This is a genomic window from Sphingomonas sp. 320_CC (assembly GCF_059691795.1).
Map to the genome: position 1 here is coordinate 416,441 of NZ_JCAWAE010000003.1, position 20,437 is coordinate 436,877.

The 20,437-nt window shown below is 64.2% G+C and carries 23 protein-coding genes and 1 tRNA gene; 8 read left to right on the forward strand and 16 right to left on the reverse strand.

The features are described from left to right. Nucleotide 1: 1 nt before the first annotated feature. Complete coding sequence (locus AC59GX_RS13345; protein ID WP_426281415.1) at nucleotides 2-490, reverse strand: hypothetical protein; 489 nt, start codon at nucleotides 488-490, stop codon at nucleotides 2-4. Nucleotides 491-604: 114 nt separating this feature from the next. On the opposite strand from AC59GX_RS13345, the gene AC59GX_RS13350 reads away from it, so the two are divergent. Next, complete coding sequence (locus tag AC59GX_RS13350) at nucleotides 605-820, forward strand: hypothetical protein (RefSeq protein WP_426281414.1); 216 nt, start codon at nucleotides 605-607, stop codon at nucleotides 818-820. A gap of 92 nt (nucleotides 821-912) precedes the next feature. Next, entirely contained in the window at nucleotides 913-2,271 is a 1,359-nt protein-coding gene (locus AC59GX_RS13355) for a hypothetical protein (protein WP_426281413.1), read from the forward strand. A gap of 224 nt (nucleotides 2,272-2,495) precedes the next feature. On the opposite strand, the gene AC59GX_RS13360 is transcribed toward AC59GX_RS13355, so the two are convergent. Next, entirely contained in the window at nucleotides 2,496-3,458 is a 963-nt protein-coding gene (locus tag AC59GX_RS13360) for an alpha/beta hydrolase family protein (RefSeq protein ID WP_426281412.1), read from the reverse strand. Between the two features lie 75 nt (nucleotides 3,459-3,533). On the opposite strand from AC59GX_RS13360, the gene AC59GX_RS13365 reads away from it, so the two are divergent. Both AC59GX_RS13365 and AC59GX_RS13370 read left to right on the forward strand, forming a co-directional pair. Then, nucleotides 3,534-4,196, forward strand: coding sequence for a TetR/AcrR family transcriptional regulator (locus AC59GX_RS13365; protein ID WP_497301875.1), 663 nt, complete (start codon nucleotides 3,534-3,536; stop codon nucleotides 4,194-4,196). A gap of 150 nt (nucleotides 4,197-4,346) precedes the next feature. Further along, complete coding sequence (locus AC59GX_RS13370; RefSeq protein ID WP_426281410.1) at nucleotides 4,347-4,712, forward strand: cupin domain-containing protein; 366 nt, start codon at nucleotides 4,347-4,349, stop codon at nucleotides 4,710-4,712. A 187-nt stretch (nucleotides 4,713-4,899) separates the two neighbouring features. Here the strand turns inward: AC59GX_RS13370 and asd are convergent, their stop codons facing one another. Next, nucleotides 4,900-5,751 carry an archaetidylserine decarboxylase gene (gene asd, locus AC59GX_RS13375; RefSeq protein ID WP_426281409.1) on the reverse strand — a complete coding sequence of 284 codons (852 nt, stop codon included), beginning with the start codon at nucleotides 5,749-5,751 and terminating at the stop codon, nucleotides 4,900-4,902. A gap of 282 nt (nucleotides 5,752-6,033) precedes the next feature. Here asd and AC59GX_RS13380 point away from each other — a divergent pair, with 282 nt between their 5' ends. Next, the gene (locus AC59GX_RS13380; RefSeq protein ID WP_426281408.1) at nucleotides 6,034-6,333 is read left to right on the forward strand and encodes a DUF2239 family protein; all 300 of its coding nucleotides are present in this window, start codon (nucleotides 6,034-6,036) and stop codon (nucleotides 6,331-6,333) included. Continuing rightward, nucleotides 6,330-6,617 (forward strand): DUF2239 family protein, encoded by a 288-nt coding sequence (locus AC59GX_RS13385; protein WP_426281407.1) that lies wholly within the window; start codon nucleotides 6,330-6,332, stop codon nucleotides 6,615-6,617. Before AC59GX_RS13380 ends, AC59GX_RS13385 begins: the two co-directional genes overlap by 4 nt. Before the next feature lie 543 nt (nucleotides 6,618-7,160). Here the strand turns inward: AC59GX_RS13385 and AC59GX_RS13390 are convergent. The 5 genes from AC59GX_RS13390 to AC59GX_RS13410 form a co-directional block, all read right to left on the reverse strand. Continuing rightward, nucleotides 7,161-7,235: transfer RNA gene (locus AC59GX_RS13390), tRNA-Glu, on the reverse strand. Between the two features lie 61 nt (nucleotides 7,236-7,296). Beyond that, nucleotides 7,297-9,060, reverse strand: coding sequence for a single-stranded-DNA-specific exonuclease RecJ (gene recJ, locus AC59GX_RS13395; RefSeq protein WP_426281406.1), 1,764 nt, complete (start codon nucleotides 9,058-9,060; stop codon nucleotides 7,297-7,299). Between the two features lie 405 nt (nucleotides 9,061-9,465). Continuing rightward, on the reverse strand, nucleotides 9,466-10,149 hold the full coding sequence (locus AC59GX_RS13400) for a prolyl hydroxylase family protein (RefSeq protein WP_426281405.1): 684 nt from the start codon (nucleotides 10,147-10,149) through the stop codon (nucleotides 9,466-9,468). Between the two features lie 101 nt (nucleotides 10,150-10,250). Continuing rightward, nucleotides 10,251-11,240, reverse strand: coding sequence for an RcnB family protein (locus AC59GX_RS13405; RefSeq protein WP_426281404.1), 990 nt, complete (start codon nucleotides 11,238-11,240; stop codon nucleotides 10,251-10,253). 357 nt (nucleotides 11,241-11,597) lie between these two features. After that, the gene (locus AC59GX_RS13410; RefSeq protein WP_426281402.1) at nucleotides 11,598-12,143 is read right to left on the reverse strand and encodes a (2Fe-2S)-binding protein; all 546 of its coding nucleotides are present in this window, start codon (nucleotides 12,141-12,143) and stop codon (nucleotides 11,598-11,600) included. 105 nt (nucleotides 12,144-12,248) lie between these two features. On the opposite strand from AC59GX_RS13410, the gene AC59GX_RS13415 reads away from it, so the two are divergent. Continuing rightward, nucleotides 12,249-13,544 (forward strand): sugar MFS transporter, encoded by a 1,296-nt coding sequence (locus AC59GX_RS13415; RefSeq protein ID WP_426281401.1) that lies wholly within the window; start codon nucleotides 12,249-12,251, stop codon nucleotides 13,542-13,544. Between the two features lie 61 nt (nucleotides 13,545-13,605). Here the strand turns inward: AC59GX_RS13415 and AC59GX_RS13420 are convergent, their stop codons facing one another. From AC59GX_RS13420 to AC59GX_RS13435, 4 genes are all read right to left on the reverse strand, one after another. Further along, nucleotides 13,606-14,751 carry a CaiB/BaiF CoA transferase family protein gene (locus tag AC59GX_RS13420; RefSeq protein WP_426281400.1) on the reverse strand — a complete coding sequence of 382 codons (1,146 nt, stop codon included), beginning with the start codon at nucleotides 14,749-14,751 and terminating at the stop codon, nucleotides 13,606-13,608. Between the two features lie 127 nt (nucleotides 14,752-14,878). Beyond that, entirely contained in the window at nucleotides 14,879-16,063 is a 1,185-nt protein-coding gene (locus AC59GX_RS13425; RefSeq protein WP_056055772.1) for an acyl-CoA dehydrogenase, read from the reverse strand. 67 nt (nucleotides 16,064-16,130) lie between these two features. Then, nucleotides 16,131-16,451, reverse strand: a complete 321-nt coding sequence (locus AC59GX_RS13430; RefSeq protein ID WP_426281399.1) for a hypothetical protein — start codon at nucleotides 16,449-16,451, stop codon at nucleotides 16,131-16,133. Nucleotides 16,452-16,453: 2 nt separating this feature from the next. Beyond that, nucleotides 16,454-16,630: a hypothetical protein gene (locus tag AC59GX_RS13435; RefSeq protein WP_165895153.1), complete on the reverse strand. Its 177-nt coding sequence runs from the start codon at nucleotides 16,628-16,630 to the stop codon at nucleotides 16,454-16,456. Nucleotides 16,631-16,743: 113 nt separating this feature from the next. Here AC59GX_RS13435 and AC59GX_RS13440 point away from each other — a divergent pair, with 113 nt between their 5' ends. Further along, on the forward strand, nucleotides 16,744-17,376 hold the full coding sequence (locus AC59GX_RS13440; protein ID WP_497301880.1) for a S24 family peptidase: 633 nt from the start codon (nucleotides 16,744-16,746) through the stop codon (nucleotides 17,374-17,376). A gap of 186 nt (nucleotides 17,377-17,562) precedes the next feature. Here AC59GX_RS13440 and AC59GX_RS13445 read toward each other — a convergent pair whose 3' ends face one another. The 4 genes from AC59GX_RS13445 to phoU all read right to left on the reverse strand — a co-directional run bounded on the left by AC59GX_RS13445 (nucleotide 17,563) and on the right by phoU (nucleotide 20,424). Then, nucleotides 17,563-18,462, reverse strand: coding sequence for an SDR family NAD(P)-dependent oxidoreductase (locus tag AC59GX_RS13445; RefSeq protein WP_426281397.1), 900 nt, complete (start codon nucleotides 18,460-18,462; stop codon nucleotides 17,563-17,565). Nucleotides 18,463-18,560: 98 nt separating this feature from the next. Continuing rightward, nucleotides 18,561-18,926 (reverse strand): hypothetical protein, encoded by a 366-nt coding sequence (locus AC59GX_RS13450; RefSeq protein ID WP_056489016.1) that lies wholly within the window; start codon nucleotides 18,924-18,926, stop codon nucleotides 18,561-18,563. A gap of 116 nt (nucleotides 18,927-19,042) precedes the next feature. Then, nucleotides 19,043-19,735: a phosphate regulon transcriptional regulator PhoB gene (gene phoB / locus AC59GX_RS13455; RefSeq protein ID WP_055873047.1), complete on the reverse strand. Its 693-nt coding sequence runs from the start codon at nucleotides 19,733-19,735 to the stop codon at nucleotides 19,043-19,045. Next, the gene (gene phoU / locus AC59GX_RS13460; protein ID WP_056057297.1) at nucleotides 19,735-20,424 is read right to left on the reverse strand and encodes a phosphate signaling complex protein PhoU; all 690 of its coding nucleotides are present in this window, start codon (nucleotides 20,422-20,424) and stop codon (nucleotides 19,735-19,737) included. Before phoU ends, phoB begins: the two co-directional genes overlap by 1 nt. Nucleotides 20,425-20,437 lie beyond the last annotated feature (13 nt).

A 20,437-nucleotide genomic window follows, 5' to 3' on the forward strand; every position in this document is an offset into this window, starting at 1 on the left:
CCTATTTCAGCATCGAAAAACATGCGCCCATCCGGGCAGCGATCGACTGATACCGGTTGGCCGTCTTTGGGTATCGCAACTGGAAGATTGCCAACTGGTCGCCGCGTTGCAGCACCTTGCCGTAGAATATCGTTCCGGCTCTATCGGCACCCGACACGACGCGCCAATTGCCACGTCCCGCAGCATAGGTCGTTCGACCTCCTCGACCGGCAAGATCAGCTGCGACCTCCTTTGCGGTAGCGTCGATCCCGGCGTTCAGCACGTCGTTGCGGCCGAAAACGGTGAGCGTTCCACCGTCCGCGGCACGAAATACACGGCCGTCGCCGTTTGGCGCTTCTGCCTGCGCCTTCAGCGCCGCCGGGTAGCAGATTTGGAATCGATACCGATCGTTTACGTAGCGACCCCATGTATGTTCGGCGTTGGCGGTGCCAGCGTTGAAACCTGCCGCCAAACCAAAGGCTAGTACCACAGATCGCATAACGAGTTTCATTGGAATACTATCCCGCTCTCAGCGCAAAGCTATAATCCTTTGGAAATGAAAAATAAGTGCCCTCGACCCGATTTAGTAGCGTTGTCATTGGAGCACTAGGATTAGAAAGTGATAATGGCGCGATCGACGTCGGCAGCACCGATCGACGCTCATGCCGCCGTACCCGCAGACGGCGCGAGTTGCGACGAGAACGAGACGGTGCTGATCGTCAATACCGACATACGGCGACTGTCGAGCGACGAGGAGCTGCTTGCGGTGCCCGGCCCCCCGCCGCCTCCGACCGACGCGTCCGCCGAATATGTCATTCGTAGCGTAGAGCGGCTCATCTGAAATCCGGCTGAAGTGCACCGAAAGCTATTGCCGTCCTCGTAACCCCAGGCGCGACGATCCCGTCGCCACCGTCCAGGAGAGGAGATGGGATCGTGCCAGCTGGCCCGCCGCGCGAGAAGATCAAATTGTACACTCACACGCTCGGCGGCGCCCTGCGTGGCGCGGGTAAGCACGAGTTCGACGATCGCTTCGACGCAATCCCACTGGTTGTCATCGCCGAGGTGCCGAACCGCGTCGCCGCCGACCTCAATAAGCACGGGCAACTCTACCAGCACGTGGTGGCCCACGTGTCGAAGACAATGCAGGCCATGATTCGAGACAAGATCGCGCCGAAGATAAATTCGTCCTGGCCTGTGGACGATATCCTGCGGGCAAGCGTCAGCAAGATCTTGGCGGATAACAGCCCGGGTGTCGGAAAAGCGATCGAAGCACAGATCGCCCAGCACTACAGCACTCTTGGCGAGTGGCATGCCGTCCGCAAGCACACCGCGATAGACGGCGCCATCGTCACCGTCACCCTTTCACTCAGCGCCGCGGCGTTCGGCCTCTCCGGCTTTACCATGGGGGTGAGCGGCGCGGCGGCGATCATCGGGCTGGTGCGCGGCATCATCGACGGGATGGAAAAGCTCGTACAATGCTGGAAGACCGTCGACGAATGGGGCGTCCGCATCGACAACGACGTGAAGTCGCTCGATCGGGCCTATGATCGGGGGATGGGCGCTGGGCGAGCCACCCAGATCGGGGGCGGCGTTCTTAGAAGCAGTGGCTTGGGCAAGGCCGCGACGCTCGTCAGCGGTCGCGATTTGACGCCGTCGATCGCATCGATCGAGGGCAACATTGCCGTGTATCGCGGCAAGGTCGCCCATCTTTACGCGTTCCTCGATCGGATGACGATGCGGCTGGTGGAACTGCTCGATCAACAGCAAGTGCAGGACAACGAGCGCGTGGCCCGAAGCATCGCGGCGCTACTCGAGGGACGCGGCACGGCGCGCGGACGTCTTGTCGGCTTTCGGGGGCGTTACACGATCCCCGTCGGCATCGCGATGTGCGCGGAGCGCACGAAGACGGCCGAGACGTATGCGACAAAGCTGCGTGATCTGCGCGCACGTGACGGCCGCGCCGGGCTTGTCGAGATGGCAGTACAGGCGGCGGAGGTAACGACCAACGCAGGTTTTGCCGCGATAAACTACCCCGCGATCTTCAACGGGGCCGGTGGCGGGTCCGCGGCAGCGACCTTCGCGGTGGATGGCGAAGGATCGGCGGTTACCGCTGCGGCGTTCGGAATGTTCAACGATGCGATCGGGACGCTTAAGGATGCGTTCGGGATCATGAAAGGCGCGCTTCCGGACGATCCCGGCACCGCGGCCAGGGAACGCGAGGTGCGGCTGGAATTCGCGGCGTTGCCGGGAGCGCCCCCGCGCGCCGCGCCCGCGCGCCGGCATTCGGCCTGAAATCGATATTCGAGAGCCAGACGCTTTGGCTCGATCATCAACCGCCGCGGGTGTTGCATCCATCGCGTCCGCGTTGGATGGCGCGATCGGTCGCGAACGCCTGACGCCGGCCAGACGCTACGCCGCGATCCTCTCGACCACCAGCCGCGACTGTTCGGCAAGTTCGATAGGTTCTTTTCAGATTTTGCCCCGTCGCCCGTTGTCAAAAAACGCCAGGGCAGAACTCATTTGCTATCTACTTTACCGAACTCCGTCGCTTCGTTCTCGAGAGCTGAAATTGCGTCCTGCCAAGTGGCATTGCCTGGGTTTAGGGCCGACCACAGATATGCCCAAACCATGCGTTGCGAGACGCCGAGGCGGTCGGGATCTTCGTCGTCCGTCTCCTTCGCGTCGTAGCCGGCGATGCCGCCAAGGCCATGCTTGGCTCCCGCCAAGGTCAGCAAGCTGTCGGCCCCCGGGGCATCGGAAAAGGCATCTGCATGCCAGTCAGCACCGCGGGTCGTCAGGTGCGGACTAACATCGGCGTCCCCTGATACGACCAGGGTCTTGGTGGTGAGGGTGGAAAAATCGAGTCTGAGCGCGGGGTAGCGCGAGCCCATCGGTCCGTCGAGGTCTTCGCCGCGACCTAGCCCAGCGAGCAACACGCCCACCTTTACTCGTGGGTCACGCATGTCGACGTCGCGAGCTGCCTCGTTTTGGTCGCTGAGGCGGGCACCTAGCAGCACGCTTACGGTGTGGCTGCCAAGTGAGTGGCCGACAGCCGCGATCCGATCGTGATCAATTCGGCCGGTAAGGGCTGGAACCGATGCATCGATGGTTTTCATCTGATCGAGGATGCAGGTCAATTCCTGAACGCGCTCCTGCCAGAACAGGGGGCCGCCTGGTGCGTCAGGTGCCAGGCCTCCCGCCCTCGAATTTGCGTGCGTGGGCTGGATGACGACGAAGCCGTGCTCCGCCAGGAAGTTCGCAAGCGGTGCGTAACCGTCCTTCGACGATATGTAGAGCGAGGGACCGTGTCCGTGCGAAAGCAGGATGATCGGGAGGTCGCGACCGCTCATCGGCGCGGTAATACGGAGTTCGAGCTCTCTCTCGTGATCCGGGATCGACAGAGTTACCGGGCTGATCGAGATGGTGGTGACTGCCGCATTCACGGGAAGCCGCCGAGCTTTGTCGATAAGATTGTTCACGTCATATCTCGCTTCATCTGTTTGCAAGCCAACGCCGGTTGGCTATTCCGCGCTAGCTGGAGCATTGCTCCGTATATGCATATGCGGAGCAATGCTCCGTATGACAAGCCGTTTATGATGGATGGTACTTTGACGGAACGTGAGAAGGCCGCGACTAGCGCGGAAGGAGCACCAAAGCGGCGCGTTCGCGCTGATGCACAGCGCAGTGAAGACGCTGTGCTGGAGGCGGCCAAAGCTCTTTTTGCTGAGGCGGGCGTCGATGCGACGGTGAGGCAGATCGCAGATCGGGCCGGTGTCGGTATGGGCACGCTCTACCGTCGCTTTCCAAAGCGATCGGACCTTATTGCTGCGGTATTTCGGCGCGAAGTCGATGCCTGCGCTGCGGAAGCGGCAACACTGGCGACACGCTACACGCCTGGAGAGGCACTGGAGCGTTGGCTGAAACGGTACGCGCAATTCCTTGGCACGAAGAAGGGCCTCGCAGTAGCTCTCCACTCTGGCGACCCGGCGTTCGACGAGCTGCCAGCCTATTTTCGAGCGCACTTCGAGCCTGCGCTTGCTTCCCTACTCGATGCGGCAGCAGCGACGAAGGAAGTGCGGGACGATGTCGAGCCTTACGACTTGCTGCGAGCGATTGGGAATCTTGGAGTGGCGACAGGCGAGGATGGCTCTGCGCATGCCGGGCGCATCCTGAACCTGCTCATCGATGGATTACGCCATCGGCAGTCACATTCGTGAGCGGATCAGGCAGCCCACATGCGTCCACCCCATCGGCTACTCTTTTTCCTCCTCGCTCACCAAACTGACGAGCAAAAGCGACGGCACGATCGCCAATGTCTATCGCTTCAAGTATATTGCATCCAATCCGATATCCACCTGGAGATAGGTATGTTGTCCCCTACAGCACTCGCGGCCGCGTTCGATAGAGTAACCGACTATTGGTCGCCGAAGGTGATCGGCCGGGTCAACAACCAGTTGCTAAAGGCTGCAAAGCTGAAAGGCGAGTTGGTCTGGCACGCCCATGACGGGCAAGACGAGCTGTTCTATATTGTCAAAGGCTCCCTGCGGATCGAGTTCGAAGACTGTGCGGTTGAGCTCGAGAAAGGGGATTTTTTGACAGTGCCGAGCCGCATTCGGCATAATCCCGTGGCACTGGATGAGTGTTGGGTCTTATTGATCGAGCCGGCCGAAACCAAGCACACCGGCGATGAGATGACCCTGCGTACCCGCAGCCTGGAAGAGCAGCTAAGCTGACCTTCTCGATCCGCGTCGCTTAAGGAGAACGTACGCTGCTTCCAAATGACGGCGTTCGTAAGCCGGTAGCCGAACGTCAGAGCGGTAAATTCGCCAAGATGAACGAGCGTCCGAATCCGGGAAGTAGGAGAGCGCGCCTGCGTGTCGGGAAATGGGCCTTTCCATCCCGGCCAACGGCGCAGGAAGCTCAGGTCGCGCGCTGTCCCATCAGTTCGCCCAAGCGCACCTTCCGTTCCGGCATCCAGTCTTCGTTGAACGCAATGGCGCCCCGCTTCCACAACATCACGATCGTTGAACCAAGGAGAAAGCGGCCCATTTCCTCGCCTTTTTTCAGCACGATGTCCTGGTCGGTATATGCCCACTCCGACGTCCTGTTGATGCGCGTAGGATTGACCACGCCGTGCCACACAGTCGCCATGCTTCCAACGATGGTGGCTCCCACCAGCACCATGACGAATAAGCCGTGCTCTACCGATTCAAAGACGCAAACTACTCGCTCGTTGCGCGCAAACAGGTTCGGCACGCCGCGTGCTGTGACAGGGTTTACTGAAAAAAGCTTACCGGGCACGTAGATCATGCGCGTGAGCTTGCCATCGCAAGGCATGTGCAGGCGGTGATAGTCTTTGGGGGACAGGTACAGGTTTGCGAAGCTGCCGTGACGAAACTGACTGGCCAGTGCGGCGTCGCCGCCAACAAGCTGCGTCGTGGTGAACCGATGCCCCTTTGCTTGTAGCATGTGATGGTCATCAATTGAGCCGAACTGGCTAATTGCGCCGTCGACTGGGCAGACAAAGTCGGCAGCCGCGATAGGGCGTGACCCCGCTTTGAGGGGACGGGTGAAGAATTCGTTGAAGCTCTTGTAGCTCCGAATGTCCGCATCCGCGGCTTCATTCATATCGACGGAATATTTGCCAACGAACCAGCGGATGAGCCGCGTTGTCATCGCACCCCCATGCGCCCTGGCGATGTGACCTGCCAGCGTGGTGAGGCTCTGCTTGGGCAATATGTATTGGAGTAGGACCGGCAGGCGATCAGACATCAGAACTCCAGAGCGTCGATACCATCCTCGTAGGGCTATGAACGGTCAGGCCGACCTACGCAATTCGCGTTCAAGCGACGAGGTATCCTGATCGCCGGAAGTAGGCCGGCTTGGCGCCGAAACCGACACCTCTCAATCTGATCGAATGGCTGAAGTCGGGCAGCGGGGAGGGGGGCGTAAATGCCTGCTCGTAAATCCCTTACGAAGCCCCGCATTGCCGGGTAGTTTCGCCAACGCCCGGACGTCCAGAGTGCCGATCCGGGGCCTGATAGCGGCCATTCATTGAGCGCGATCTTTCCCGTTTCTCAGGCAAAAATAGACGATTTCCGGAATGAGCAATCGACGGAAGCCGACACGCAGAGCCCTGTCGTTACCTTCAATGATACGTCAGGCGCGGTGATTGACCTCGACCTTCGAGGCACTACGGCGGAGATCGTTACGCGATCTACAGACCATGGCGAACTCGAGGCGCTGGCGACAGCGAGGCGCGAACTGGCAGGTAGCTCGATCCGATCGAGACGCCGACCAAAACTTGGCCTGGTTGCGCGCGAAGTGACGCTGCTGCCGCGTCATCGGGAATGACTTGCAACGCAGCCCGGGGGGGAGCCTCGCAGGCGTTGCGCCGCCTTGTTGACGAAGCGCGTCGTGCAGATGACGGCCAGGCCGATCGCAAAGCCGCACATGAGCGCACGTATCTCTTCCTGTCTGGGCTGGCCGGCGATTTTCCCGGCTACAAGGAAGCAATCCGTGCCTCGTTTGCTGGTGAGGATAAAGCGTTTGCGGGCCGAATGGCAACGTGGCCGCCAGACGTTCGGGACTATGCCCTTACGCTAGCCCAACCCAATCGGAAAACCGAAGGATCGTGAGGATTGTCGCCTGCGCACGCACCGGCCCGCTGCAAACCACCGATCGAGAGAACGTCGTCGACGCCGCAACCGGAGAGCACCCGGTGGGCGTCATGTTCCAAAGTCCGCGGTCGATCTCCAGGCGAGCCAGGAGAAGGCGTTCCGTGCCATCCAATCCATCTGCATCGCGCTTGGGGCGCCTAAAGTACACAGCGATCATGTCGCCGGCCCGATCACGCTGTGAAGGAAGCGGTTCGCCAGTTGTCTTGATCCGAACCCGGATCTCCTCGAACTCCTGCTTCAAAGCCGCGTTGGCTTGCGGGAACAGAATATGGGCTGCGGCGGCCCACTTCGTGTTGAGCGGAACCTTTCATAGCGCCTTACCGCCGAAGGCTGGGCGCATCTTTGCCGGTATCTGCCAACGCAAATAATAAAAATCGGTAGTCGGGTGCTTCCAGGATGTCGCCATGAGGGCCATTTTTGGGTGCTCGCTGTACCAGGTTGCTGTACCAGCGAAGGGCAAGGAATGGCTTAGCCGCACGTCTCAGCCACGAATGTGGCGAATGGTGACCCCTACGGGAATCGAACCCGTGCTTCAGCCGTGAAAGGGCCGCGTCCTAACCGCTAGACGAAGGGGCCTGCGTGGTGGAGGCCGACTAAGGGGAAGGGGGCGGGGCGTCAAGCGTTTCGGTGCAAGAATTTAGTCCGCCCATGCCGCGTCCTCGACATGAAGCTCGGCCGACGGGCGCGAGGACCAGTCGTCGATCTTCGCGCGCCCCGCCAGCCAGAGCTTGCGGTGGGGGGCGGCACCTAGCAGGGCTTGGCCCAGCGCGCTTTCGGCCGAGCGGAAGGCCATCGCCTTGATGCTGCGGCCATCGTCGCCCGCGACGATCGTGCGGACGTGGCCGTTGCCGACTACGTCCGCCTTGATGACGCGGACCGGGCCCATCGCGACGCGAGGGGCTGGCCAGCCCATGCCGTAGGGGCCGCCGGCTTCCATCGATTCGACGAGGCCGGGGTTAACGCCGCCTGCCGCGAGGACGGCATCGAGCAGCAGGGCTCGGTCGTCGTTGGAGCGTTCTACCGCGGCGGCGAGGCGGTCTTCGAGGAAGTCGGTGAAGGCGGGGATTGCGGCTTCGGCGATCGTCAGGCCGGCGGCCATTGCGTGACCTCCGCCCGCCACGAGCAGGCCGTGTTCGCGGGCGGCCATCACCGCTGCGCCGAGATCGACGCCGGGAATTGAGCGGCCGGAGCCTTTGCCGATACCGTTCTCGTCGATCGCGATGACGATCGCGGGGCGGCCTAGCTTCTCCTTGAGGCGACCGGCGACGATGCCGATCACGCCGGGGTGCCAGCCGCGCCCAGCGACCACGGCGACTGCACGGTCGCGGCTGGACAGGAGGTCGGCGGCCTCCTGCACCGCGGTTTCGATCGCGCGACGTTCTTCGTTGAGGCGGTCGAGTTCGGTGGCGATCTGGCGGGCTTCGTCGGGGTCTCGGGTGGTGAGCAGGCGGACGCCGAGGTCAGCGCGACCGACCCGGCCGCCGGCGTTGATGCGCGGGCCCAGCGCGAAGCCGAGGTCGGTGCAGGTCGGGTTGCGAGTCAGACGCGACGCTTCGATCAGCGCGGCGACGCCGATGTTCTTGCGCGCGCCCATGACCTTGAGGCCTTGCGACACGAACGCGCGGTTGAGGCCGCGGAGTTGGGCGACGTCGGCGACGGTGCCGAGTGCGACGATGTCTAGCAGGTCGATCAACTTGGGCTCGGCGCGGTCCTTGAAGAAGCCGCGCGTGCGGAGCGTGCGGACAAGCGCGGCGGCGGCGAGGAAGCACATGCCGACCGCGGCTAGATGGCCATGCGCGGCGCCTTCAGTCTCGTCGAGGCGGTTGGGGTTTACCAGTGCGAGCGCGTGCGGGAGCGCGGTCGAGCATTTGTGGTGGTCGATGACAATCACGTCGACCTTCGCGTCGCGGGCGGTGTCGAGCGCGTCGAACGCTTGGGCGCCGCAGTCTACCGTGACGATCAGCGTGGCGCCTTCGCCGGCGAGGCGGACGAGCGCTTCGCCCGACGGGCCATAGCCTTCCAGCAGGCGGTCGGGGATGTACGGGCGGGCTTCGATGCCGAGATCGCGCAGCACGAGCACCATCAGCGCGGCGGAGGTGGCGCCGTCGACGTCGTAATCGCCGAAGATCGCGACCTGTTCGCCGGCTTGCACCGCGTCGGCGAGGCGATCGGCGGCGCGGTCCATGTCGCGGAAGATCGACGGGTCGGGCATGAACGCGCGGATCGACGGCGTGCGGTGCGCGTCGAGCGCGTCGCGGGGGCAGCCTCGGGCGAGGAGGAGTTGGGTGACGAGGTCGTCGCCCGAACCGTTGATCCCGAAACCGTCACGGCCGTCTGCGGCGAGCGCGCGCCAGCGCCAGGGTTGACCGAGGATCGAGGAGGTTACGCCGAGAACTGTCATGCCTAGGACGTAGTGGCTCTGGGGGGATTGTCGAGCGGACCTTGCAGGGGGTGGCTGCTCGTACCGTCATCCTGACGAAAGTCAGGATCCAGAATTACGGCAGGCGGGCGCTCATGGCTCTGGATCCTGACTTTCGTCAGGATGACGTAGTGAAGGGGGGGGTGTCGTTGGTAGGGCGGAGGCTTAACGATGGCGAAGTCCCGACACCCCCGTTTGTGCTGAGTAGCGACCGAGTAGCTTCGTAGAAGCGTATCGAGGGCGCGTATCGAAGCATGGGTTCCGCGCGGCAACCTGTCCTTCGATACGCCGTCTCGATACGCTGCTGAGGCAGCTACTCGACGGCTACTCAGGACGAACGGAAGGGGGGACGCGACCGCGCACGAGACGCAACGGTCTACGCAACCCTCACTTCATCCACGGTCGCTCGCGAAACCACTTCGTCACGATATACTTCACGCCCTCCACCACCGGCATGCCCTCGTGCAAAGTCAGCCCGTTCGGCGTCCCATCCGGGTTCATGTTGTTCCATGCAAGCAACATGCCGCGCTTCGGCGCGATCTTCACGCCGGCCTGCGGGAACCAGGTCGCGCCGCCCTCGGGGACGTCGTTCAGGAACACCATCGCGGTCCAGGTGCGCTGGCCGCCCTGCTCCTGCATCTTCGCCCAATAGCTCTCGGACTCGTGGAAATAATCATGGTGCGCGCGGAATTGCTGGCCGGGGGCGTAGCGCTGGCCCTGCATCGTCTCGCCGTGGAGCAGGTCGATCCCGAGCAACGTCGCGATCGCCTCGTCGGTCGGCTGCACCTCAGGCGACCAGCGATCCATGTCGCAGCTCTCGCTGGTCCGGAAATTGCTGTTCGGGCGATCGGACAGCAGGGTCGACGGCCGCCGCTTGGAATCGATCACCGCGATCAGCCGCTTGCAGGTCGCGGGATCGAGGAACTTGTCCTGATAATAGAACTGCACCGTGTCCATCGCGATGCGCTGCACCGCGGGATTGGCGTCGAGGCGCGCGGCGACCTGCGATCCGAAGGCTTGGCGGACTGCCGCGGCCGGATCGACCTTCTTGGCTTTTGAAAAGATACCCACGTCGCAGGATTTGGCGAAACGTTTTCAAAACGCAAGAGCCCCGCGGTGATCTGGACCACCGCGGGGCTCTCCCCTGTTACTGCGTGACGGTAAGCTGGAGCTTACCAGAAGATGTCGTACACCGTGTCGACCACGCGGCCGCTGTCGAGGTCGACCAGCAACGCGTCGTTGTAATAGCGCACCCAGCGATACGGGCCGTACGCCTCGGGCAGTCGGTAGGTGTACGGGTCCTGGATCCAGTAATTTTGGTTGTAGAGGATGCTGTTCAGCGAGAAGCCGACGCCGAAGCGACGATAGCCCGAACCCCAGCCGCTCGGCGCGTAGTAGCGTGGGAGGCGGTACGCGCCGCGGTTGGATGCGCGGTAATTGCTCCAGGCATAGCGGTTGTCGTTACGCCAGCCACGGTTCCATGCGCCGCCTTGGTTGTAATGCCCCTGGTTGTAGCCGCCGCGACCATAGCCCTGGACGTTGCCGTAGGCGCGGTTGGGCTGGCGGTTCTGGTAGCCATCGCGGCCGCCGTTGCGCCAGTCGCCGCGGTTGTCGCCCCGGTTGTCATTGCGCCCGTCGTTGCGCCAATCGCCGCGTCCACCATTGCGATCGAACTGGCCGCGATCCGCTTGCTGGCTGCCGCGATCGAAACCGGGGCGTCCCTGGTCGCGGTTCCAGTCGGGGCGGGTCTGACCGGCCTGCGGGTCGGGACGGTTCTGGCCGTTCCAGCCTTGGCCGGGGCCGCGCTGGCCGTTCCAAGCCTGACGGTCTCCACCCTGTCCGCCGCGCTGCCCGTTCCAATCGGGACGGCCTTGACCATCCGGTCGGTCGCCGCGGACTTGCGGCTGCGTGCCGAGATCGGCGCGTTGCGGGCGCTGGCCTTGGTCGGGCGCGGCGGGGCGGTCGGGGCGCTGCTGCTGGAAGGGTTGTCCGTCCGGACGTGGGCCCCGATCGCCACGATCCTGACGCTGGCCCCGGTCTGGCCGCTGGCCACGATCACCGCGGTCCTGATCGACCTGTTGCGCGGTCGCGGTCGATGCCATCATGGTTGCCGGCACCAACGCGGAAGCCGCCATCAAGAGTTTGAGAAACTTGCCCGTCATCGCCGTCGTCCTCGACTGCCGGCGCACGAGCCGGCTCCTATGATGTGTAGGGTCTAGACGTTGCGGTGTGTGGCGAGGCTGAATGGGTTCGTCAGCGATTAGACAGGTTTAGTTGGGCCGGTTGTTACTCACCCGGAAGTATCCACCCCGGCGGAGGCCGGGCCCCAAGTGGGGAAGGTAGGTAATGAAGCGCGCGCTCTATCACCTTGGACGTTCCAATTGGGCCCCGGCCTTCGCCGGGGTGGTGGAAACCGCCGACGTGTTCATCGCGAACCTTGTTCTCCCGCGAAGGCGGGAGCCCAGACTGGACTCCCGCCTTCGCGGGAGAACAAGCTTTGGCTGGGACTGAAGCGTACCCTACCGCGCCGGCGGTGGCACCAGCGCCGGCACCAGCCGCGCGGAGTCCGCCGGGTCGATCCCCGGCCGCGGACCCGCAGGAATAACCTCTTCCCCGCGCATTGCCCGCCCCGCGCGCTGCACCGCCTCGACCACCCGCGGATACACCCCGCATCGGCACAGGTTCGTGATCTGCTCGCGGATCAGCGCTTCGCTCGGGTCGGCATTGCGCTTCAGCAAAGCCGCGGCGGCCATGATCATCCCCGGGATGCAGAACCCGCACTGCGGCACCGACTCCGCGATAAACGCCAGCTGCACCGGATGGTTACGCTCGCGCGACAGCCCCTCGATCGTCGTGACGTACGCGCCTTCGATCGAGCCGATCGGCACCCGACAGCTCCGCACCGCGCGCCCATCGATATCGACCGTGCACGCGCCGCACTGCCCCGTGCCGCAGCCATATTTGGTCCCAGTCAGGTTCGACGCATCGCGCAACGCCCACAACAGCGGCGTATCGTTGTCGAGCTTGTATTCGATCGGTTCGTTGTTGACGGTGAAGCGGCTCATGCCCGCCGTCCTAGCTCGCCGGGACGGATCGCACCACGCGGCATTGCCACGCGCCGTCGCCCCGGCTTATGTCGCGCAGATAATACCGCGAGGGGGCGCACCACGATGCACGTCGATACCAAATCCACACCAGCAGCCGGAGGCGATGCCAGCCACGGCTACGACGCGCCCGACCTGCGCGTGTTCGTGTTCGCGCTGTTCTTCATCTTCGGCGGCATCACCTCGCTGAACGACATCATCATCCCCAAGATGAAGGAGCTCTTCACGCTCGACCATGCGACCGCGATGCTGGTCCAGTCGGCGTTCTTCCTCGCCTATGCACTGTTCTCGATCCCCGCCGCAGCGATCGTGCGGAAAGCGGGCTATATGCGGACCGCGTCGATCGGCCTCGTGACGATGACCGCGGGTTGCCTGTTGTTCATCCCCGCCGCAGGGCAGGCGAGCTTCGGCATGTTCCTGTTCGCTCTGTTCGTGCTCGGCGCAGGGATCACCGTCGTGCAGGTCGTCGCCAACCCGCTGATCTCGGCGCTCGGCCATCCCAAATCCGCATCGAGCCGGCTGACCTTCGCGCAGGCGTTCAACTCGCTCGGCACCACGATCTTCCCGTATGTCGGCTCCGCGCTGATCCTCGGCGGGCTGGCGACGGTCGACTCCTCGACGCTCACCGGCGCCGCGCTCGACGCCTACCGGACCGAGTCTTCGCGGACCGTTGTGCACACCTATATCGGCCTCGCGATCGCGCTGCTGATCGTCGCCGCGGTCGTGTGGACCCGCCGCAACCGGCTCAACGAGGAGCAGGACCAGACCGGCAGCATCTTCCACGCGTTCACGCTGCTCAAGCGCCCGCGCTTCGCGATGGGGACGGCGTGCATCTTCCTGTACGTCGGCGCCGAAGTCGCGATCGGCTCGCTGATCGTCAACTATCTGATGCAGCCGAGCGTGATGAGCCTGAGCGACGTCGCGGCGGGCAAGCACGTGCCGTTCTATTGGGGCGGCGCACTGGTCGGCCGGTTCATCGGTGCGTACGTGCTGAACAAGGTGTCGCCGGGCAAGGTCCTGGCAGGTGTGGCGACGGGCACGCTGGCGCTGATCCTGATCTCGGCGAACACCGAGGGTGCAGTGTCGGGCTGGGCGCTGCTGGCGATCGGCCTGATGAACGCAGTGATGTTCCCGACGATCTTCTCGCTGGCCTCCGAAGGTCTCGGCAAGCGCGCGGCGGAAGGCTCGGGCGTGATCGCTACGGCGATCGTCGGCGGCGCGATCGTCCCGTATCTGACGGGCATGCTGGCGGACAAGTCGGGCAGCCTGCACTTCGCGTTGCTGCTCCCGGCGATCTGCTACGCGCTGATCCTCGCGTACGGGTTGTATGCCCGGAAGCCGGTGGTCGAAGCGGCCTACTAAGCGTGTTCCCCCGCGAAGGCGGGGGCCCAGACTGGGTCCCCGCCTTCGCGGGGACACATGCTTAGTCGGTAGACCCAAGCATCGGCGCCGCCCGTCCGGTTGCCAGATCCGCATCCGAAAACCGGATCGGCGTACGCAGTCCGGGAACCGTCGACCCATCCGGCCGCGCGACGTCGATCGCCATCCCCCGCGCGACAACCTGCGGATCGTCGAAAGCCTGCGCCACCGTATTGATCGGCCCGGCCGGCACCCCGACCGCCTCCAACCGCGCCAGCAACTCGAGCTTAGGCACCAGAGACGTCGCCGCCTCGATCCCAGCGAATAAGATGTCCTTGAACGCCAACCTTCCGGCATTGGTCGCGAACCGCGGATCGTCGCGCATCTCGGGCAAGCCCATCGCGTCGCAGAACCGCCGGAACTGCCCGTCATTCCCGACCGCCAGGATGAACCACCCATCCGCGCACGGAAACACCGCATACGGACACACATTCATATGCGCATTCCCGACCCGCGTCGGCGACACGCCGCTCGCAAACCAGTTCATCGCCTGGTTCGCCAGCACCCCGGTCATCGTATCGAGCAACGCCATGTCGATCTGCTGACCCCGGCCGGTCCGCTCGCGCATCGCCAGCGCCGCCTGGATCGCGATCACGGAATACAGCCCGGTCATGATGTCGGCGAACGCGACGCCGATCTTCTGCGGCGCGCTGTCCGGCTCGCCGGTCAGGTCCATGATCCCGCTCATGCCCTGCACGATGAAGTCGTAGCCCGCGCGCGGCGCGTAGGGGCCGTCCTGCCCGAACCCGGTGATTGAGCAATAGACAAGGCGCGGGTTGATCGCAGAGAGCGCGGCGTAGTCGAGCCCGTATTTCGCAAGCCCGCCGACCTTGAAATTCTCGATCACGACATCGGCATCGGCGATCAACTCGCGCACGACAGCCTGTCCTTCAGGCGTGGTAAAGTCAGCCACGACCGATCGCTTGCCGCGATTGGCGGCGTGGAAATAGGCGGCATCACGCGTGCCGTCGGGGTTGTCGATAAACGGCGGACCCCAAGTGCGCGTGTCGTCGCCGGCCGGGCTCTCGACCTTGACGACGTCGGCCCCGAGATCGGCGAGGACTTGCCCCGCCCACGGGCCTGCGAGAATCCGCGCGAGTTCGACGACCTTGAGACCGGCAAGGGGGGAGGGTTTGCGTTCCTCCGTCATAACACCACCCCGACGAAGGCCGGGGCCCAATTGGAAAGGTCGAAGTAACAGCGCACTGCATCAGCCAATGCGCGTTCCCCAATTGGGCCCCGGCCTTCGCCGGGGTGGTAGGACGTAGGGGTTGAACTCAAAACGCAGCAATACCCGTGATCGCCCGGCCCAAGATCAAAGCATGAACATCATGCGCACCCTCATACGTGTTGACCGTTTCCAGGTTCATCAGGTGGCGCATCACCTGATACTCCCCCGAAATCCCGTTCCCGCCATGCATGTCCCGGCTCATCCGCGCAATATCGAGCGCCTTGCCGACGTTGTTGCGCTTGACGATCGAGACCATCTCGGGCGCGAACCGGCCCTCGTCCATCAGCCGCCCGACGCGCAACGACGCCTGCAACCCGAGCGCGATCTCGGTCTCCATGTCCGCCAGCTTCTTCTGGAAAAGCTGACGCCCCGCCAGCGGCGTCCCGAACTGGTTTCGGTCCAGCCCGTACTGCCGCGCCGCATGGAAACAGAACTCCGCCGCGCCCAGTGCACCCCAGGAAATCCCGTAGCGCGCACGGTTGAGGCAGCCGAACGGCCCCTTCAACCCCTGCACGTCGGGCAGCAGCGCGTCGTCGCCGACCTCGACCTCGTCCATCATCACCATGCCCGTGATCGACGCGCGCAACGAGAGCTTGCCCTCGATCTTGGGCGTCTCCAGCCCCTTCATCCCGCGCTCCAGGATGAAGCCGCGGATGCCGCCGCCATGCTCGTCGGACTTCGCCCAGATCACGAACACGTCGGCGATCGGCGAATTCGAGATCCACGTCTTCGCACCCGAGATCACATAGCCGTTGGCCGTCTTCTTTGCGCGCGTCGTCATTCCGCCAGGATCCGACCCCGCATCGGGCTCGGTCAGCCCGAAGCAGCCGATCCACTCGCCGGTCGCGAGCTTGGGCAGGTATTTGCGCTTCTGCTCTTCGGACCCGAACGCATTGATCGGGTACATAACCAGGCTCGACTGCACCGACATCATCGAGCGATACCCCGAGTCGATCCGCTCCACCTCGCGCGCGACCAGCCCGTACGCGACATAGGACGCGCCGACGCCGCCATATTCCTCGGGGATGGTCGGCCCCAGCAACCCGAGCGCACCCATTTCGCGGAAAATCGCGGGATCGGTATGCTCGTGCTGGAACGCGTCGATGATCCGCGGCGCGAGCTTGTCGTCGGCATAGGCCTTCGCGCTGTCGCGGATCATTCGCTCGTCCTCGCTCAGCTGATCGTCGAGCAGGAACGGATCCGCCCAGTCGAACTTGCCCATCCCGGCCATATGAATCTCCTTCGTTGACCGCCGACTTCGTGGTTCGGCCAGCGAAAGTCCACCCCTGTCGAGACGTTTACGCGTCGATCAGCGTCAGCACCGTGATCGTCACATGCTCGCGGTCGCCGATCGACTCGATGCGGTCGACCACCAGATCGGCGACGATATGCCCGCGCATCGCGAACTCCGCTTCGAACAACGCGTCGATCCAGTCTCGAAGACCGGGTACGGGCACCGCCGCGACTGTCAACCGATGCAGCGTGCCGACGAACGTAGCGCTCGCCCAAGGCGTGCACGCGATCGACTCGACGTGCATCGTCAGGCCTGTCGCCGCCGCATGGCCGCGAAGCGCACGGATAAGCAGCGTGCCCGCATCGGGGCCACGGATCGCGTCCATCCTCACGATCCGTGCCGTTCTATGAAGGTCTCGATCCGCGCCACCATCGGCGCACGCGGCTGGCGGCCGAGTCGGAGATCGTGGACCAGCCGCGGATCGCCGACCGCCAACCGGCCGAACTTCGATGTCGGCATGCCGGTCTGCCGCAGATATCGGTCGATCTTGATGAGAACGGACATGGTCGTTCCTTCCTGTTCTGGGCCCCGAGTCCCTGGCCGAGCCTTGTTTGCGTTCTTGATCTGTTCCGGCAAATCCTACTTGTCTAGGAAAATTCCTACGCTACGGTTCGGGCGTGGCTAGAACCGTGTCCGATCCCGATCCAAGAACCGCGCTGGCAACGCTGGCCGCTGCGCGTGGCGACAGTCTGGCGGCGCTGTCGGCGATGCTGGGGCGCAACGCGGCGTACCTTCAGCAATATGTCCGGCGTGGATCGCCGCGGGTGCTCGGCGAACGCGACCGTCGATTGCTGTCGGAATATCTGGGGGTGAGCAAGGTAACGCTGGGCGCACCCGCCGACGGGCCGGCAGGGTTTCGCATCCGCAAGCTCGGCGTCGCGGCGTCGGCGGGGCCGGGCGCGCTGGTCGATGGCGAGATCGTGCTCGGCACCGACACGCTGGACCCCGGCCTCGCGCGGAAACTCGGGTTAAGGGACGGGCGGGCGGCGATCATCCGCGTGCGCGGCAATTCGATGGAGCCGGGATTGTTCGATGGCGATCACATCGTGGTCGACACCGCCGACCGTACGCCGCGCGCGAAGGGCGGCGTGTATGTCATCCGGATCGACGACGCGGTGATGGTGAAGCGCGTGGCCTCGGTACGCGGTGCGCTAGTGGCGACGAGTGATAATCCGGCGGCGGCGGCTGTGCCGGACGGAGCGATCGCCGTCATCGGCCGCGTAGTCTGGCAAATGCGCGAGCCACGATAAGGGTGACGGTCGATGCTCTGATCCTCCCCCGCTAGGGGGAGGTGGCACCGAAGGTGACGGAGGGGGAGGGCACGGCACGGACCGTATCTCATGCCGCCCCCTCCGTCAGGCTGACGCCTGCCACCTCCACCTGGCGGGGGAGGATCGTTTACGATGGCGTTCTGCGACCTGGACTAAGTGCGACCGTCAGCGCCCCTGCAGCTTGCTCAGGATGGTCATCGACTGTTCCGAGCCCGACTGCGGGACGATCTCACCAGTCCGGTCAATGATCGAGTCCCAATGTGCCGCGACACCCTCCACCGACAGGTCGTCGCCGGTCAGCAACTTACCCTGCGTCAGCGTCACGTACGCCGCCTGGAAAACACCGGCGCCGGCCCCGACGATCATGTTGGTAGGCGCGTCCTCCGACACGAGGAACACCGCGGCGGGCGCGACCTTGTCGGGTGAGAAGGCCTTGAACGCTTCCTCGGGGAAGATGTCCTGCGTCATCCGCGTGCCCGCGGTCGGCGCGATCGTGTTGACCTTGATGTTGTTCTTGGCGCCCTCGATCGCGAGCGTCTTGGTCAAGCCGGCGAGACCCAGCTTGGCGGCGCCGTAGTTCGCCTGGCCGAAATTGCCGAAGAGACCGGTCGACGACGCGGTCATCAGGATGCGGCCGTAATTCTGGGCACGCATCGTGTCCCACACTGCCTTCGTGGCGTTGGCCGAGCCGTTGAGGTGGACGTCGACGACGAACTTGAAGTCGGCGGGCTCCATCTTGGCGAAGCTCTTGTCGCGCAGCACGCCGGCGTTGTTGATGAGGATGTGGACGCCGCCCCATTTCTCGGAGGCGCGGGCGACCATTTCGACCATCTGGTCGTAGTCGATGACGCTGCCGCCGTTCGACATCGCCTCGCCGCCGGCCGATTCGATTTCCTCGACGACCTTCAGCGCGGCGTCGGAATGTCCGGTGCCGTCGCGGGACGCACCGAGATCATTGACGACGACTTTCGCGCCGCGGCGAGCGAGCTCGAGCGCATATTCGCGCCCCAAGCCGCCACCCGCACCGGTCACGATGGCAACCCGGCCGTCAAAGCGAATAGACATGGAAAAGGCGCTCCTCTCTTATCGTTGGAGCGCCTTTCCTAGAACGTAAAGCTAGCCGTGCAAGCGGCGGATAGATCCGCCACCTACGCAGACGTCAGTTACTTGCCGCCGCGGTTGCGGCAGCCGTCCTTGACCGTCTTCGAGCACACCGGATACGTCGCCGGTGCTGGCGTCGGCGGCGTTACCGTCGGCTGGCCGAACGTCACGCGACCCGCGCCAGGCGCCATCGGTGCGCCTGCCATTGGTGCGGCGGGTGCCGCTGCCGGATCGGCAGGAGCGGCCATCGCCTGATCCGCCGGTGCAGCAGGCGCTGCGGGGTCGGCAGGGGCAGCCTGATCGGCCGGTGCCGTCTGCATCGCGGGATCGGCCGGCGCAGTCTGCGCGGCGGGGTCTGCCGGCGGCGTCGTCTGGGCGATCACGGGCGACGCGAGAAGAGCGGCAGCGGCGAGAAGGATGGACTTCATGTGAATCTCCTAAATGGGTGCACCATTTTGGTAGCGCGACGTCTGAACGCACTAAGTCGCGCTTGGGTCCTTCGTTTCGCATCCGATTCCATTCGCCCCATCGCGGGACAGAGTCGTTATCCGCCCGTATCGAGCGAATAACCCGCCGAACGGACGGTGCGGATAATGTCCGGCCGCTCGCCGACGTTGATCGCCTTGCGCAGCCGCCGGATGTGCACGTCGACCGTCCGGCTCTCGATATCCGAGTCGTGGCCCCACACCGCATCGAGCAGCCGCTCGCGCGAGAACACCCAGCCCGGATGCTCGAGGAAATGCTTGAGCAGCCGGAACTCGGTCGGTCCGAGCGACACGACTTCGCCCGAGCGACGCACCTTGTGGCCGACGGTATCCATCTCGATGTCGGCGTAGCTGAGCGCTTCGCCGGCGAGGGCAGGGCGGACCCGGCGCAGCACGGCACCCACGCGCGCGACGAGTTCGCGCGGCGAGAATGGCTTGGTCACGTAGTCGTCCGCGCCGGTTTCGAGGCCCCGCACGCGATCCTCTTCCTCACCGCGTGCGGTGAGCATGATGATCGGCACGTTCTGCGTCTCGGGTGCGCGGCGCAGGCGGCGGCACACCTCGATTCCCGACAGCCCCTCGACCATCCAGTCGAGCAGGACGATGTCGGGCACCTTCTCCTTGGCGAGCAGCAGCGCTTCCTCGCCATCGGGGGTATGCGCGATCTCGAAATCCTCGCGCTTGAAATGCCAGACCAGCAATTCGGCCAGCGCAGCATCGTCCTCGACCAGCAGCATTTTTGCGCGTGCCATTATGCCTGCTCCTTCTTTATGCCGCGTTCGCGATCAACCATCTGCGTGCCGGTCGCGGCGAAATAGACCATCTCGGCGACGTTGGTGGCGTGGTCGCCGATCCGCTCGAGGTTCTTGGCGACGAACAGCAGATGCGCGACCTGGCCGATCGTCCGGGGGTTCTCGACCATGTAGGTGACGAGCGTGCGAAATATGCTGTCGTAGAAATCGTCGAGCGCATTGTCGCATTCGACGACGCGGACGGCTTCCTCGGGGTCGCGTGCGGCAAACGCGTCGAGGACGTCGTGGACCATCTCGCTCGCCATTCGGCCCATCGCCGGCAGGATCGAGATCGGCTCGATCCGGTGCTCGCTCTCGATCATCGGCACGCGCTTGGCGATGTTCTTGGCATAATCGCCGATCCGTTCGACGACGCCGGCGATCTTCAGCGCGGCGACCACCTCGCGAAGATCGACCGCCATCGGTGCGCGCAGCGCGATGATCCGCACCGCCAGCCGCTCGACCTCCGCCTCGATGACGTCGATCTGCTTGTCGGCGACGCGCACCTGTTCCGCGAGCGCGAGGTCGTTGCGTTGCAGCGCCTGCATCGCCTTGTCGATCGCGTCCTCGGCGAGCCCGCCCATCTGCGAGATCAACCCGCGGAGCTCGCCGATGTCGTTGTCGAAGGCCTTGACCGTATGCGTGTTCATGGTCGTTTCCCGA